Genomic DNA, 14,458 nt, shown 5'->3' with positions numbered 1-14,458 from the left:
GGACGGACCGCGGCGACACCGAGGGTCGTCAGGAAAAGCTTGGAGGCGCGCGCGCCTGGGCGTTTCCGCCCTTATGGACGCAAACAGCGGACGTATCCGCCACGTGCCACGTCACGCGCTCGGCGTGGCGGAAGGGAGCGGCCAGCGCAACCTCTGGCGACGAATCGAGCGACGCGTTGGCCTGGGCCAGACAGCAGAGCGCGCACGCAGTGCCATGCGCGGTTGGGGTGCCGGTCTGATCGTTCAGGCCGCCCTGTTCATTCGCACTGTGGCAGATGACGGCGGCAGACAGCGGATCGGCCACAGCCTGACCGGCCGCCCAACAGGCGGCAATCGGCGCCAGCACCTGCATCACCAGGGCGAGCAGGACCAGGGGTAGGAATTTTTGCAGCCGAGCGCGCATCCACCGAACCATTCGTTCGTGCGCTAACTAAACACCTCGCCGGGACCCGAGTCGAGGTCAGTTCCGCCGCCCGCTTGGTCCAGCGCAAATTTGCCGAAAGCTGTGGTCGGAGCGCCCCATCGGGGGTCGGGTCCGGCATTTGAGGCAGCCGACCCGCCCCGCCCATCCGAAGATTTCTTATATTTGTCATATGCTTACACGGCCAAGAGCCCGATCGTTTCGTTAGCTGCTCTTATTTTGAACAATCGTTGCTGAAAATGATGACAAGTGAGAAAAGTTGATCTAGCATCCCTCTTGCTCAGGCTGGCCGAGAGGTCGAAGTCTGGTGGTCCAAGTCTCGGGAGGAGCCCCTGGCGCGCAAAACGCAGCGTCGCCCCGTCAATCAAGAGCAAATCTTAGAATCGGGGATAATAGGGTCGACACAATTTTTGAGCGGGGCTAGGGCCCCGCTCTTTTTTTGTCTGCATGGCGCTTACGCCGATGAATGTCTCCCCCAATCCGGTCGAACAGAGCTTTGAACGCGCGGCTTTGCGCTGCGCGGATCTCTCGCCGCTGGTCTACCAACGTCTTTTCACTGAGCACCCGGAAACGCGAGCGATGTTCCGATCGCAAGGCAGCGAGCTCGTGAAGGGATCGATGCTTGCGCTGGCGATCGAGGCGATCCTCGACTTCGCCGGCGAACGCAGCGGACATTTCCGGCTGATCGCCTGCGAGGTCGTCTCGCACGATGCCTATGGCACGCCGCGCGCGCTGTTCATCGCCTTCTTCGCCGTCATCAGGGATACGCTGCGCGAGCTGCTCGGCGCCGAATGGGCGCCAGATATCGCGCAGGCCTGGGACACGTTGCTCGTCGACATATACGCCGCCGCTCAGGCCTGACGCTTTGCGCTGCACCAACGCGGCTGCGGCGATCTCGCGACTGATTGCAGATTGAGTGGCATCAACTCTTGTGAGACACTTTCGGACATCGGTCGCGCAATCAATGACGCGCCGACTAAATTTATGGGAGCGAGCGATGTCCGGGACGAAAGATTTCTCGACGACGAGGCGCGATCTTCTTCAGGCGGCAGCGACCGCCGGCGCCGCAACTGCCATCCTCGGCAGCATGGGCATAAACCCCGCCCTTGCAGCCGAAGTCGGACGATCCGAGAAGCCGCTGAAGGCGGCGTTCTCCAACGCAGGTCTCCAGGCGACCTGGTGCGCGCAGGGCAAGCAGGCCGCGGAATTCTGGGGCAAGCTGTTCAACGTCGAAGTCACCTGGTTCGACGGCCAGCTCGATGCGGTGAAGCAGCGCGCCGCGATCGACAACATGGCCTCACAGAAATGGGATTTCGTCGCGATCCAGGCCTTCGGCATCGGCACCCTCACCCAGCCCGTGCAGAAGATGATCGATGCCGGCACGCCCGTGATCGACATGGACACGCTGATTGCTCCGCTCGACCAGATCAACGTCCACTCCTTCCTCGCCCCCGACAACGAGTTCATGGGCGCCTCGGTGACGCAGGCGCTGTGCAACGCCATGAGCGGCAAGGGCAAGATCATCATGACACAGGGCGCGCTCGGCCATACCGGCGCGCAAGGGCGCGCCAAGGGCTTCAACAGTGTCGTCAAGCAATTCCCGAACATCGAGGTGCTCGACACCCAGCCCGCCGATTGGGACGTCTCCAAGACCGCGCGCCTCTGGGAAACCTATCTGACCAAATATCCGCAGATCGACGCGGCGTTCTTCCACAATGACGACATGGCGCTCGCCGCCGCGAACATCATGAAGGCGCGCAATCGCACCAACATCCTGATCGGCGGCGTCGACGCGATGCCACCCGCGATCCAGGCGGTGAGCGAGGGCCGCATGTTCGCGACCGTGCGCAATCCGTCCTGCCGCATCCATGGCGGCGCGATCATCGCGGGCGTTTCCGCCGTGGTCGGCGGCGAGAAGAGCGGACAGGGCATCCCCAAGAACGTCGTCACCGACGGCCCGGTCGTGACCAAGGCCAACGCCGCCGGAATGCAGTGGATGCAGGATCACTTCCTGATCTGAGCCTCCAAGATCTGAACTTTCATGCGAGAGGATCGTTCGCCCATCCTGGAACTGCAAGGCATCACGAAGAGCTTCGGCGGCGTCGAGGCGCTTCGTGGTGTCGACTTCGCGCTTCATCCCGGCGAGATCCACGGTCTCGTCGGCGAGAACGGCGCCGGAAAAAGCACGCTGATGAAGATCATCGCCGGCGTGCACACCGAATTCACCGGCCGTTTCCTGGTCGACGGCAAGGAGACCCATTTCCGCTCGGCGCGCGACGCGCATGCGGCCGGGATCGCCATGGTGCATCAGGAACTCAGCGTCGCGCCCGACCTCACGGTCGCCGAGAACGTCTTCCTCGGCAACCAGCCGACCAACGCCCTCGGCCTGGTACAGTGGCGGCGCATGGCGCGCGAGGCTGGCGAGCAGCTTGCCCGCTTCGGCATCAACGTCGATCCCATGAGCCGGCTCGGCGACCTTCCGATCGGGCTCCAGCAGCTGATCGAGATCGCCCGCGTGCTGTTCTCCGGCGCCCGCATCGTCATCCTCGACGAGCCGACCTCCGCCCTCTCCCCGCCCGAGGTCGAGCGGCTGTTCGCGACGCTCAGGCGCCTGCGCGAGGCAGGCACTGCAATCGTCTTCATCTCGCATTTCATCGAGGACATTCTGCTCGTGTCGGACACGGTGACAGTGTTCCGCAACGGACGGAAGGTCGCGGAGACAGCGAGCGCTGCGACCAGCAAGGGCGCGCTGATCGAGGCCATGATCGGCCGCGGCGGCGAAGTGCTCGAGCACAGCTACACCGACGATCTGATGCTGCCCCAGCCGAGCGACAGCTCGGTGATCCTGAAGGTCGACCAGCTTTCGCTGGCCCGCAGCCTGAAGGACATCTCCTTCGAGGCGCGTGCCGGCGAGGTGCTCGGCATCTACGGCTTCATGGGCTGCGGCCAGCAGGAGCTGTCGCGCATCCTGTTCGGCAAGCTGAAGCCGGACGGCGGCACGCTCGCCGTCGAGGGCACGCCCAAGACCTTCGCCAGCACGGCAGCGGCCCGGCGCGCGGGCGTGGCGCTGGTGCCGGAAAGCCGGCGCGACATGCTGTTCCACCAGGAGCCGGTCTACAAGAACATCTCGATCAGCATCCTGGGCCGCATCTCATCGCTGCTGCTCAAGCCAGCGCAGGAGCGCGACATCGCCAAACGACAGGTCGAGCAGCTCCAGATCCGGCCGCCCGTGGTCGGCCTCGATCTCGGCATGCTCTCCGGCGGCAACCAGCAGAAGGTCGCGCTGGCGAAATGGCTGACCTATCCGCCAAAACTGCTGGTGCTGTGCGAGCCGACCCGCGGCATGGATGTCGGCGCCAAGAACGACGTCATCAACATCGTCCGCGACCTCCGCGCCAGGGGGCTCGCCATCATCGTGCTGTCGACCGAGCCGGAAACGGTGCTGTCGCTGGCCGACCGCATCCTCGTGCTCAAGCGCGGCGCGGTGGTGCGGGAGTTCAAGAACGAACCGGTCAGCAAGGACCGCCTGCTGGAAGCGGCGTGACGGAGAAGCACAATGGCGAGCAGTGAGACGGCCTTTGCTGAAGCTCATCGGGCGCGTGGTCTCGCGCCCTTCCTGCGCTCGCAGATGCGCAACATAGCACCGTTCCTGACCCTGATCTTCCTCTCTGGCTTCTTCTGCTTTGCGAGCCCCTCCTTCGCGACACTCGACAATCTCGGCAACATCCTGACGCAGGTGTCGGTGACCGGCATCATCGCCGTCGGCCTCACCTTCGTGATCCTCTGCGCGGAGATCGACCTCTCCATCGCCAGCATCGCCAACGTCACCGGCATCGCGGTCGCCTATTTCACGCTGCAGGAGTCCTACGTCAACATCGCCAACATCCCCCTGCCCGGCGCGGTTGCGATCATCCTGTCGATCCTCCTCTGCGCCCTGCTCGGCCTCGTCAATGCGCTGGGACTGACCGTGATCGGCATCCCCTCCTTCATCATGACCTTGGCGATGATGCAGATCGCGGCCGGCATCTCGGCGCTGCTGGTGCGCGGCCAGATCGCCTACAAGGTCCCCGGCCTGATCACGACGCTCGGCTCCGGCTCGATCGGCGGCATCCCATGGATCGTCATCGTCGCGGCCATCATGCTGCTCGGCGGCCACCTGGTGCTGACCTACACGCGCTTCGGCCGCTACGTCTACATGGTCGGGGGCAATCGCGAGGCGGCCGAATATTCCGGCCTCAACGTCAAGCTCATCCTCGGCGCCGTCATGGTGATCTCGGCGGTGTGCTCCGGCATCGGCGGCATGCTGGGCGTCGCGCATTTCGGCAGCGCGCAGCAGAACGAGTTCGACACCTATCTGCTCGACTCCATCGCCGCGGTCGTCGTCGGCGGCACCAGCCTGTTCGGCGGCCGCGGCGGCATCGGCAACACCATCGTCGGCCTGTTCGTGCTCGGCGTCCTCAACAACGGCCTCGACCACGTCAACATCGACAGCTTCCTGAAGATCCTGATCCGCGGCCTGATCCTGCTGGCAGCGCTGGTCATCAACGTCTATGCGCAGCGGCTGCGGGAGAAAGCGGCGGAGTAGACCGCCCTCAAAAACAAAAACTGCGAAAACAACCCCATGCACAGTAGAAACTGTGAGGAAATTCAGCCGCTTACCAAACCCGCGATTGCGCAAGTGCGACCGCGCCGACGTTTGACTCGTCGGGCAAGACAGGAGCACAACGCCATCATGGCGCCGATCCCGTAGGGAGCACAGAGCTCAGGGGAGCGGTTCGACCTTTGCCGCCATGTCGGGGACGCGGGTAATTCTGAACCTGGCGTTGCTACATTTCAGAACCCAAACGTCGCGATCAGGTTGAGACAACCTCGCATTTTTCTTTGCGCCGAGTGGCTTTTCGCAAGTGAAGCCTTGTGTGCGGATCTGGGCCGCCAGCATTCCCTGAATCGTTTCGGCCGGAATTTGCTGCGCCCGCACTTGCGGACCAAAAAGCATAAAAGCAAAGGCAAACAGTAATGATCCAGATGCTCTGTGCATGATTTCAACCCTTGAAGCAGCCGCCCCGCGAGTTCGAATGTCGCACTATAGCAGAAACACCGGTGTTGTCCGCGCCTGGGCGACCCCGCCTTAGCGCGGCCTGCTCCAGTTAGCCTCCATGCTCACGAATACGCCGTATAGGAACTGACCCACACCAGGATCGAGGCGAGCAGGCCGATCACCCCTGCATTCCCGGCAAAGTAGTGGCGCTGCCGGACATTTCCAGACGAAGCGAGTCACGGCTCATCCCATCAGATATCGATATCTCTGCCGGAAACACCGTCGTACTGCCAAGCGCGTTTGTATGCGCCGGCCCATAGCACGCAAAATAATGACCAAGGCTGGTCCTCACTGGACGGTTGTGCTAGCGTTCTATTCGCAAGGAGGTTTCAAGAAATACCTCATCGCAACTTTTTCACTGCGCCTCATTTCGATTCCCGCATACGCCGTCAGGCGTTTGATGCATCGCATATTGCTGGAAGATGCGCGCCCTGGCGCGCCCAAGCACGAGTGTTTCAAGTCGTTCCGTGGTTTTTGTGTACGAGGAATGATGTCATGCGTATCACAATGCTGAATCACATTTTCGGAATGCTCGCCGTAACCGCGACGTTGCGCGAGACCGAAACAGCGTTCGCCCGCAACGCGGTAGCCCTGCCTTCACCCTATCATTGAGATGATCGAAGACGCGGAGAACGCGCGCGACACGTGGGCCAAGGCTCCGGCGATATGATGTGGATCAACTGATCGAAAATACGCCGGGCTCGACCGTCACGAGAGGCGAGACGATTCCGACGTTGGACAAGGAGAATTGAACGAAGCCGTAAATCCCAATCAAAATCAGCAGAGGAGGTTCGAGATGTTTCGAGGATTCCTGCCACTGACATTGTCTCTCTGCCTTGGTGCGGCGACAGCACCAGCAACGCTGGCTCAGTCGGCGCCGCCGATCACCGAACAGGAGGCGCACGCCATCGCGGTCGACGCCTATGTTTACTTCTACTCCATCATGTCGATGGACGTATCCCGCAAGCAATTCACCAACGGCACGACCGATTTCAGGGGGCCGATGAACACGTTCGTCAACGTGCCCGAATACCCGCCGGCGGATTTCAAAGGCGTGGTGCGTTCCAACTTCGATACGCTGTATTCCGCCTCCTGGCTCGACATGACCAAGGAGCCGGTCGTCATCTCGGCGCCGGATACCGATGGGCGCTACTATCTGCTGCCGATGCTCGACATGTGGACGGACGTCTTCGCATCGCCGGGCTGGCGCACGACGGGCACCAAGGCCGGGACGTTCCTGGTGGCGCCGGCGAACTGGCGGCCGGATCTGCGCGACAGATTCGCTGAGGAGTTCAAGCTTCCAAAAGACACCCAGCGCATCGACGCGCCAACGCCCTACGTCTGGCTGATCGGCCGGACCAAGACCGACGGGCCGCCGGATTATGATGCGGTCCACAAGATCCAGGCCGGCTACAAGGTCACCCTGCTTTCCGAGTATGGCAAAACGCCCAGGCCGGTCGAATTCAAGCCGGACCCAAGCGTCGACATGAAGACGCCGCCAAAGACGCAGGTCGATACCATGACGGCGGGGGTGTATTTCGCCTATGCCGCGGAATTGCTGAAGCTGCATCCGCCTCACGTCACCGACGAACCGATCCTCGCGCAGATGAAGAGAATCGGCATCGAGCCCGGCAAGAGCTTTGACATCGGCAAGCTCGACCCGGCCGTGCAAAGGGCGCTGGAGACCGCACCGCAGGACGCGCAGAAGCTGATGGCATGGAAGGTGCCGACGCTGGCGCGGGTTGCCAACGGCTGGGGGATGAACACCGACACGATGGGTGTTTACGGCAACTACTACCTGAAGCGGGCCATTGTCGCGCAGCAGGGGCTTGGCGCCAACGTGGTCGAGGATGCCATCTATCCGCTCAATCTCGCCGACGATACCGGTAAGCCGCTCGATGGCGCGAACAAATACACCCTCACTTTCGAGAAGGGCGCCACGCCGCCTGTCAACGCGTTCTGGTCGATCACCCTCTACGATCAGGACGGCTTCCAGGTCGGCAACACGCTGAACCGCTTTGCGGTCTCTAGCTGGATGCCGTTCAAGTACAATGCGGATGGTTCGCTCGACCTCTATTTCCAGAACGCGAGCCCCGGCAAGGAGCTCGAGGCCAACTGGCTTCCTGCACCGAAGGCGCCATTCAATCTGACCATGCGCCTGTACGCGCCGAAGTCGGAAGCGCTGACCGGAAAATGGAATCCGCCGCCGGTTGTGAAGTCACAAACAACGGTTGGCATATCGGCCCAATAAAAGTTGACGGCACGCCGGCGCTTCGGCGCCGGCGTCCGGCAGCGCGAACGCGAAGCAGGCGTCTAACCGTCGGCGACTACACCAACGGCTTTATCGCCGGAGGACACTTGAACCCGCGGCTTGGCGGTCAGGCTCAAAGGCTCTGGTGCAAGCCAGTCGCTGAAGGGTCAGCACTCCTTCCATAATTCTCCAAATACGAACATAGTTCCGCCCTCCTCGGCTGCGTTAAAAATCAACACCGAGCGGCTGGCAAGAAACAATCCTCGCAGGCCCAATTACCGATGCGTTGAGTGTTCGCTCGCCGTTGCGCACGCGCGCGGATCGCTCTTACGCGAATGCCATTGCATTTTGATACGGAGCATCAAATGAACTCCATGCTGGACGACAGGCTCGTGGAAGGGCAGATCGCAAGCTTGGAGGAGCAACTGTCGAACCTGGCACGCGAAGCAGGAGTCAGTTCTTCGGCCGCGCCGACCGGCATCAAGCGGTTTCCCATCCCGCTGGCAACGCTTCAGGCGGATTGGCGCTATGTGGCTTTCGTCGGCTCCCTGTTGGCAGCATCCCTTGGTGCGGTTGCCTGGTGGTGGTCATTCTCCGCCGATACGGCAAAGATGCCTCCCTCAGACCCGGCAATTCTGGCGCGCGCTGTCGCGCCGGAGGCTGTCGTGCCGACTGCCGCTGCCCTGCGTCCCGAGTCGTTGCAGCAGTTCCAAACGACGGCGCGTGATCTTGCTGCCTTGAGCCAAACGGTCGAACAGCTTAAGGCGAGGCAGGAACAATTGATCCGCGACAATGACAATCTGGCAAGCCAACTCAAGGAGAGTCGAGAGGAATCGGCGCGCAACAACGGCATCATCTTCCAGATCAGGGCCGATCAGATCCAAATGGCGCGCGAAAACCAGACGCTCACCGAGCGGCTCAACGCAAGTCATGACCATCTCGCCCGCGTCATCGCCAACGCTTCAGAGCCAAAGGCAATGCCCGAAGCGTCACCAGCGACGATCCCCGAACAGCCAAAGACGGTGCCCGAAGCGTCACCAGCGGTGAGCTCTGAAGAGCCCAAAGTGGTACCCGACATACCGCTGCCACGTCCGCGGCAGTCGGCCAATGTCGTCCAAACGCAAAGGCCGGCGCGCCCCCCGGAGCGGCCGCAAGCCAAGAAGCCGCAACCGTCAATCTCATGGCCATGGTCCACGCGCTAAAGCGGGCATCGACGATCCACAGAAATTGACGCTGCGAGCGGTGGCAGCCGGCGAGCTTGGGATGCGCCAACGGACGCGCTCTCCATTCTAGGGATGTCCGCTTTCGGTCGAGGCCAATGCCATCTGGCCGGCAATTTCGTCAGCTCGCCAACACCGCACCGCGTGTCCGTCGGCTCGCGTCTCCAGCGACGGCCCCGGCTCCCGGCGGCACACGTCCTCGGCATATCGACATCGCGGACTGAACGCGCAGCCGTCCGGCGGATCGAGCGGATTGGGAAGGTCGCCCCCTGTCGTCGCCAACGGTGCATGGCGCAGCGGATCGGGGATGGCGGCGATCAGGGCTTGCGTATAGGGGTGCGCCGGCCGCTCGAAGATCTCGCGCCAGTCGCCATTCTCGACAATGCGGCCGAGATACATCACGGCGACCCTGTCGCTCATGTGCTCGACGACGCCGAGGTCGTGGCTGATCATGATGTAGGAGAGGCCGAGCGTCTCCTTCAATTCCAGCAGCAGATTGATGATCTGGGCGCGGATCGAGACATCGAGCGCCGACACGGGTTCGTCGCAGATGACGATTCTGGGATTGAGGATCAGGGCGCGCGCAATGCCGATGCGCTGGCGCTGGCCGCCCGAGAATTCATGCGGGTAGCGATTGGCCTGTTCGGGCCGCAGCCCCACATGCCGCAGCATCGTCGCGACGCGGTCCTCGATCTCGCTTGCGGCGGTTACGCCATGCACCCGCAGGGGATCCTCGAGCGTGCGACGCACGGTCTGGCGCGGATTGAGCGAGGCATAGGGATCCTGAAACACCATCTGCACAATGCGGGCCAACGCCTTGCGATCGCCGGATTGCCTGTTGGTCACGACCTGTCCGTCCAGCACGATCCGGCCGCGCGTCGGCGTCAGCAGACCAAGGATCGACAATGCGACCGTCGACTTGCCGGAGCCGGACTCGCCGACGAGGCCGAGACATTCGCCGCGCTTCAGCCTGAGATCGACACCGTCGACGGCACGGAGCAGCCGCCGGCCGCGCCCCAGCAAGCCGCCCCCGAGCGGAAAATGAACCGCGAGATCCTCGATGCTGAGAATGACGTCGCCGTCCGGCCTGCCCTGCGGTTCATGCATGGTGGTGACACCTCACCAGACCGCCCGCCTCCAGCCATGTCGTCTCCGGCGCTGTGGTCCGGCAAATAGCGGTCGCCTTCGCGCAACGCGGATTGAACCTGCAGCCATCAGGGAAAGCCGTGATCGCCGGGACGACGCCCGCGATCTCCTGCAGCCTGGTGCGGCCAAGCGCGGCGCGACTGCCGAGCCGCGGCAGCGAGTCGACCAGTCCTTGCGTATAGGGGTGCGAAGGCGCACGGAAGATATCGGCCGAGCCGCGCTCCTCGACGATGCGGCCGGCATACATCACGGCAACGCGGCGACAGACATTGGCGACCAGGCCGAGATCGTGGCTGATCATCAGGATGGCCGTTCCTCTCTCGGCGCAGAGATTGCGCATCAGCTCGATGATCTCCGCCTGAACGGTCACGTCGAGGGCGGTGGTCGGCTCGTCGGCGATCAGAAGATCCGGGCCGCAGGCGAGCGCGATGGCGATCATCACGCGCTGGCGCATGCCGCCCGACAGCTGATGCGGGTAGTCCTTCACGCGTCGCTGGGGCGCAGGGACGCGGACGCTCGCCAGCGCCTCGACCGCCAGCTGGTCGGCCTCGCGCCAGCTCTTGCCCTGGTGCAGCACGAACATCTCGGCGATCTGCCGTCCCACCGGCGAGACCGGATTCAGCGCCGTCATCGGCTCCTGGAAGATCATGGCGATGCGATTGCCGCGCAGCGCCCTCTGCCCGGCAGCTGGGAGCCGCTGGATCTCCCGCCCCTCAAACCGGATGACGCCGCCGCCGATCGACAAGGGCGGCCGCAACAGGCCGATCAGGGCCAGCGCCGTGATGCTCTTGCCGCAGCCGGACTCGCCGACCAGGCCGAACGTCTCGCCGCGATCGATGCGGAACGAAACGCCCTCCACGGCGGGAACCTGGCTGGAACCGTGGTTGAGGTCGATGCGCAAATCCTCGACTTCGATCAGCGGCGAGCCCGTCATGTGCGCCGGCTCCGCGATTGCGGATCGAGAATGTCGCGCAGGCCATCGCCGAGCAGGTTGAGGCCGAGCACCGTCAGGAAGATGGCAAGGCCCGGAAACACCGAGAGCCACGGTGCCGTGGTGATCTGGTCGCGGGCTTCCGACAGCATGCTGCCCCAGCTTGGAAAAGGCGGGCGGACGCCGAGGCCGAGGAACGACAACGCGGCTTCGGACAAGACCGCGCTGCCCATGCCAAGCGTGCCGATGACGACGATGGGTCCGAGCATGTTCGGCAAGAGCTGCGTGACCATGATGCGCACATCGCCGTAGCCGAGCACGGTTGCAGCCTGCACGTAGCCCTGGCTCCTCAGCGACAGCGCCGAGGCCCGTGCGAGGCGACAGGTGAAGGACCAGTTGGTCAGCCCGAGTGCGATGAGCAGGCTGGTCAGGCCGGGTCCCAGCACCGCCATGATGGCGAGCGCGAAGATCAGCGAGGGGATCGCGAGCATCAGATTGGTCAGGGCGTTGACGACATCGTCCCACCAGCCGCCAAAATAGCCGGCGCTCAGGCCCAGCGCGACGCCGATGACGCTGTTGATGAGCTGGGAGACGATGCCGACGGTCAGCGAGACGCGTGCGCCGTACAGGACGCGGGAATAGATGTCGCGGCCCTGCCCGTCGGTGCCGAACCACCAGGTCCAGCTCGGGGGTTCCTCCGCATTCATCAGGTTGGCGTCCATGACGGGGTCGGTGTGCGCCAGCCAGGGCGCGAGCAGGCCGACGACGATCGCAAGCGCGAACAGCGATCCGCCGATAACGAGATTGGCGCGGAGCTTCATGCGTATCTGATCCTGGGATCGATCACGCCGTAGAGCACGTCGATCAGCAGATTGATCGCGAGAAAGAACAGCACCACCACGAGAATGGAGCCCTGGACGGCGGGAATGTCGCGCTGCAGGACGCTGTCCACGAGCAGCGAGCCGATGCCCGGCCAGGAGAACAGTTTCTCGACGACGACCGCCTGCCCCATCAACGCGCCGAACTGCAGGCCCATTGTCGTGAGAATCAGGACAAGCGCGTTGCGCATCACGTGCCACTTCACGACCCTGGTCTCGCTCATGCCCTTCGATCGCGCCGTGCGGACGAAATCAGCGGTCATGATCTCGAGCACCGCGGCGCGCGTCGTCCGCGCCAGCAGCGCCATCGGCGAGACGCCGAGCGTCACGGCCGGCAGGATCAGATATTTGAGGCCGCCGTCGCCATAGCCGAAACTCGGAAGCCAGCCGAGTTTCAGCGCGAACAGGTACATCAGCAGCAGTCCGAGCCAGAACTTGGCCATCGAAAGTCCCGACACCGCCACGACCATCGCTGCGCTGTCGACAATACCACCCGGCCGCAAGGCCGCGACGAAGCCCAGCGGCACGCCGACCACGACCGCAAACGCCATGGACGCGAAGATCAGTTGCAGCGTCGGCCCCATCCGCTTGGCGATCATGGCCGTGACCGGCTCGCGCGTCCGGAACGACGTCCCGAAATCGCCGGTCGCGAGCTTCGCGACATAGGCGCCGAACCGCATGTAAACGGGCTCGTCGAGGCCGAGCTGCTTTTTCATGCGCGCCTCGACCTGCGGGTCGCTGTCGTCGCTCATGGTCGAGACAATGCTGCCAGGAACGACGCTGAACAGCACAAAGACCAGCATCACGACGGCCAGTACGGTCGGAACGGTTTGCAGGAGTCGACGGATCAGAAAGGAGAGCATCGGCACTTTTCCTCTCTCCCTCCATCTGACGTCACGATGGAGGGAGCGCGATAGCGCATGTCACTTCGCGGGCGAGGTCTCGTCGACCCAGAGGTCTTCGACGTTCTGATGGGTCAGCTCCGTCGCGTTCAACTGAACTCCCTTGAGCCAAGGCTGCACGGCCATGACCGCCTTGTTGTAGTTGAAGAACCAGACCGGCGCCTCTTCATAGAGCAGCGCGTTGGCCTTTTGCAGCAGCTGGCCGCGCTTTGCGGCGTCGTCGGTCCGCCCGGCCTCGTCGATCAACTTGTCGAAGTCTGCGTTCTTGAAGTTCATGTAGTTGCAGGCCGATTGCGGCGTCGACGAGTGGAAGCATTTGAGGGCGGCCTGCGGATCCGGGCCGCTCTGCTGGGAGTAGACAAAGGCCTGGTAGTCGCCGCTGCGGACCACCTCCGCCAGAATCGCGGTCTCGACCTGCTTGACCTTCGCCTTGATGCCCACCTTGTCCAGCATCGGGATGACGGCCGTGACGATCGGCAGGCCCCAGCTCTCGTTCTGGCTCGTGGTCCATTCGAACTCGAAGCCTGAGGGATAGCCTGCATCGGCGAGCAGTTGCTTGGCCTTGGCGGGATCGTAGGCGTAGGGCTTCATGGTCTTGTCGTAGAGCGGCGAGGTCAGCGGCAGCCAGCTGGTGGCGCGATAGGCCTTGTTCTTGACCAGCTTGTTGATGATCAGGTCGGTGTCGATCGCATAGTTGATCGCCTGCCGGACGCGCTTGTCGGCGAACGGCTTGAATGCGGGATTCATCCCCATGTAGCGCGTGAAGACCTCGGCGACCTCGACGATGGTGCCCTTGAGGTCCGCGTCGGACTGATAGGCGACATACTGCGCAGGTCCCAGTACCGAAGTGTCGATCTCCTTGTTGCGGAAGGCGACATCGCGGGCCGCGGCCTCGCCCATGACCGACACGATGACCTTGTCGGCGTAGGGCTTGCCGGGCTTGTAGAACCGGTCCCATCGTTCGAGGACGATGCGCGATCCCGGCACGTGCTCGACGAACTTGAACGGTCCAAGACCGATCGGTTTCTGGATAAAGCCCTCCTTGGCGGCCTCGTCGGCGGGATAGATCGAAGTCAGCGCGGTGAAGAAGTAGAAGCCCGGATCGACCTTCTCGGTCAGCTTCATTTCGAGGGTGAAGTCGTCGATCTTCTTCAGGCCGGAAATTTCCTTGGCCTGGCCCTTCTCGACCGCGGCGGCGCCCTCGATCACGCGGACATAGCGCGCGCCGGGATAGGCCTTGGCGCCGTCCATGATGCGGTTGTAGGACCAGATGACGTCGTCGGCGGTCATCTTGCGGCCGTTGTGGAAATAGGCGTCGTCGCGCAGCTTGAAGGTGTAAACGAGACCGCCGCCCGAGACGACTGCCTCCTTGGCAAGCTCCGGAACCGGCTTTCCTTCCGCGGAATCCCAGATGTAGAGCGAGCGATGCAGCGCCTTGGCGTAAATCTCGTCCTGGGCGCGCTGGGTCGTATGGATGTCCAGACTGGTGAAACTCGAACCGTAGGGCGCGGTCATGCGGATGGTTCCGCCCTTGCGCGGTGTCTGGGCCTCCGCCGTGGCGGCGAGCGCCAGTCCCAAACCCGCGACGATCGCCACTATCCTGAACATCAT

13 protein-coding genes are annotated in these 14,458 nt (G+C 63.1%); 6 read left to right on the top strand and 7 right to left on the bottom strand.

Features of this window, described 5'->3' with window-relative positions; translation table 11 throughout:
- Positions 1 to 28 precede the first annotated feature (28 nt).
- Entirely contained in the window at positions 29 to 403 is a 375-nt protein-coding gene (locus XI08_RS22340) for a DUF2946 domain-containing protein (RefSeq protein WP_271575984.1), read from the bottom strand.
- A gap of 480 nt (positions 404 to 883) precedes the next feature.
- Between XI08_RS22340 and XI08_RS22335 the strand changes: the two genes are divergently transcribed.
- From XI08_RS22335 to XI08_RS22320, 4 genes are all read left to right on the top strand, one after another.
- Positions 884 to 1,282: a globin gene (locus tag XI08_RS22335; RefSeq protein ID WP_271575983.1), complete on the top strand. Its 399-nt coding sequence runs from the start codon at positions 884 to 886 to the stop codon at positions 1,280 to 1,282.
- 136 nt (positions 1,283 to 1,418) lie between these two features.
- Positions 1,419 to 2,441, top strand: coding sequence for a sugar ABC transporter substrate-binding protein (locus XI08_RS22330; protein WP_271575982.1), 1,023 nt, complete (start codon positions 1,419 to 1,421; stop codon positions 2,439 to 2,441).
- 21 nt (positions 2,442 to 2,462) lie between these two features.
- Positions 2,463 to 3,965 carry a sugar ABC transporter ATP-binding protein gene (locus tag XI08_RS22325; protein WP_271575981.1) on the top strand — a complete coding sequence of 501 codons (1,503 nt, stop codon included), beginning with the start codon at positions 2,463 to 2,465 and terminating at the stop codon, positions 3,963 to 3,965.
- A gap of 12 nt (positions 3,966 to 3,977) precedes the next feature.
- Positions 3,978 to 5,006 (top strand): ABC transporter permease, encoded by a 1,029-nt coding sequence (locus XI08_RS22320; protein WP_271575980.1) that lies wholly within the window; start codon positions 3,978 to 3,980, stop codon positions 5,004 to 5,006.
- Between the two features lie 177 nt (positions 5,007 to 5,183).
- Here the strand turns inward: XI08_RS22320 and XI08_RS22315 are convergent, their stop codons facing one another.
- A complete protein-coding gene (locus tag XI08_RS22315) occupies positions 5,184 to 5,459 on the bottom strand; it encodes a hypothetical protein (protein WP_271575979.1) in 276 nt (91 codons plus the stop codon).
- 856 nt (positions 5,460 to 6,315) lie between these two features.
- Here XI08_RS22315 and XI08_RS22310 point away from each other — a divergent pair.
- Together XI08_RS22310 and XI08_RS22305 are read left to right on the top strand one after the other, a co-directional pair.
- Positions 6,316 to 7,770: a DUF1254 domain-containing protein gene (locus tag XI08_RS22310; protein ID WP_271575978.1), complete on the top strand. Its 1,455-nt coding sequence runs from the start codon at positions 6,316 to 6,318 to the stop codon at positions 7,768 to 7,770.
- A 365-nt stretch (positions 7,771 to 8,135) separates the two neighbouring features.
- On the top strand, positions 8,136 to 8,972 hold the full coding sequence (locus tag XI08_RS22305; protein ID WP_271575977.1) for a hypothetical protein: 837 nt from the start codon (positions 8,136 to 8,138) through the stop codon (positions 8,970 to 8,972).
- A gap of 87 nt (positions 8,973 to 9,059) precedes the next feature.
- Here XI08_RS22305 and XI08_RS22300 read toward each other — a convergent pair whose 3' ends face one another.
- The 5 genes from XI08_RS22300 to XI08_RS22280 are packed head-to-tail and all read right to left on the bottom strand — an operon-like array spanning position 9,060 to position 14,458.
- Positions 9,060 to 10,097 carry an ABC transporter ATP-binding protein gene (locus XI08_RS22300; RefSeq protein ID WP_271575976.1) on the bottom strand — a complete coding sequence of 346 codons (1,038 nt, stop codon included), beginning with the start codon at positions 10,095 to 10,097 and terminating at the stop codon, positions 9,060 to 9,062.
- On the bottom strand, positions 10,090 to 11,070 hold the full coding sequence (locus XI08_RS22295) for an ABC transporter ATP-binding protein (RefSeq protein WP_271575975.1): 981 nt from the start codon (positions 11,068 to 11,070) through the stop codon (positions 10,090 to 10,092). Before XI08_RS22295 ends, XI08_RS22300 begins: the two co-directional genes overlap by 8 nt.
- Positions 11,067 to 11,888 (bottom strand): ABC transporter permease, encoded by an 822-nt coding sequence (locus tag XI08_RS22290; protein ID WP_271575974.1) that lies wholly within the window; start codon positions 11,886 to 11,888, stop codon positions 11,067 to 11,069. The genes XI08_RS22295 and XI08_RS22290 overlap by 4 nt, the downstream gene beginning before the upstream one ends.
- A complete protein-coding gene (locus XI08_RS22285; protein ID WP_271575973.1) occupies positions 11,885 to 12,808 on the bottom strand; it encodes an ABC transporter permease in 924 nt (307 codons plus the stop codon). The genes XI08_RS22290 and XI08_RS22285 overlap by 4 nt, the downstream gene beginning before the upstream one ends.
- A gap of 60 nt (positions 12,809 to 12,868) precedes the next feature.
- Positions 12,869 to 14,458, bottom strand: a complete 1,590-nt coding sequence (locus XI08_RS22280) for an ABC transporter substrate-binding protein (RefSeq protein ID WP_271575972.1) — start codon at positions 14,456 to 14,458, stop codon at positions 12,869 to 12,871.

This window comes from Bradyrhizobium sp. CCBAU 11361 (assembly GCF_028128935.1).
Taxonomy (GTDB): Bacteria; Pseudomonadota; Alphaproteobacteria; order Rhizobiales; family Xanthobacteraceae; genus Bradyrhizobium; species Bradyrhizobium niftali.
The sequence above is the reverse complement of the archived record's forward strand: the minus strand, read 5'-3'. Positions and strand labels throughout refer to the sequence as shown.

Coding starts and splice junctions, on each gene's coding strand:
- XI08_RS22280 (WP_271575972.1), bottom strand. CDS start 14,458: ATGATGTTCAGGATAGTGGCGATCGTCGCGGGTTTGGGACTGGCGCTC.
- XI08_RS22315 (WP_271575979.1), bottom strand. CDS start 5,459: ATGCACAGAGCATCTGGATCATTACTGTTTGCCTTTGCTTTTATGCTT.
- XI08_RS22330 (WP_271575982.1), top strand. CDS start 1,419: ATGTCCGGGACGAAAGATTTCTCGACGACGAGGCGCGATCTTCTTCAG.
- XI08_RS22290 (WP_271575974.1), bottom strand. CDS start 11,888: ATGAAGCTCCGCGCCAATCTCGTTATCGGCGGATCGCTGTTCGCGCTT.
- XI08_RS22320 (WP_271575980.1), top strand. CDS start 3,978: ATGGCGAGCAGTGAGACGGCCTTTGCTGAAGCTCATCGGGCGCGTGGT.
- XI08_RS22335 (WP_271575983.1), top strand. CDS start 884: ATGAATGTCTCCCCCAATCCGGTCGAACAGAGCTTTGAACGCGCGGCT.
- XI08_RS22295 (WP_271575975.1), bottom strand. CDS start 11,070: ATGACGGGCTCGCCGCTGATCGAAGTCGAGGATTTGCGCATCGACCTC.
- XI08_RS22300 (WP_271575976.1), bottom strand. CDS start 10,097: ATGCATGAACCGCAGGGCAGGCCGGACGGCGACGTCATTCTCAGCATC.
- XI08_RS22285 (WP_271575973.1), bottom strand. CDS start 12,808: ATGCTCTCCTTTCTGATCCGTCGACTCCTGCAAACCGTTCCGACCGTA.
- XI08_RS22340 (WP_271575984.1), bottom strand. CDS start 403: ATGCGCGCTCGGCTGCAAAAATTCCTACCCCTGGTCCTGCTCGCCCTG.
- XI08_RS22305 (WP_271575977.1), top strand. CDS start 8,136: ATGAACTCCATGCTGGACGACAGGCTCGTGGAAGGGCAGATCGCAAGC.
- XI08_RS22325 (WP_271575981.1), top strand. CDS start 2,463: ATGCGAGAGGATCGTTCGCCCATCCTGGAACTGCAAGGCATCACGAAG.
- XI08_RS22310 (WP_271575978.1), top strand. CDS start 6,316: ATGTTTCGAGGATTCCTGCCACTGACATTGTCTCTCTGCCTTGGTGCG.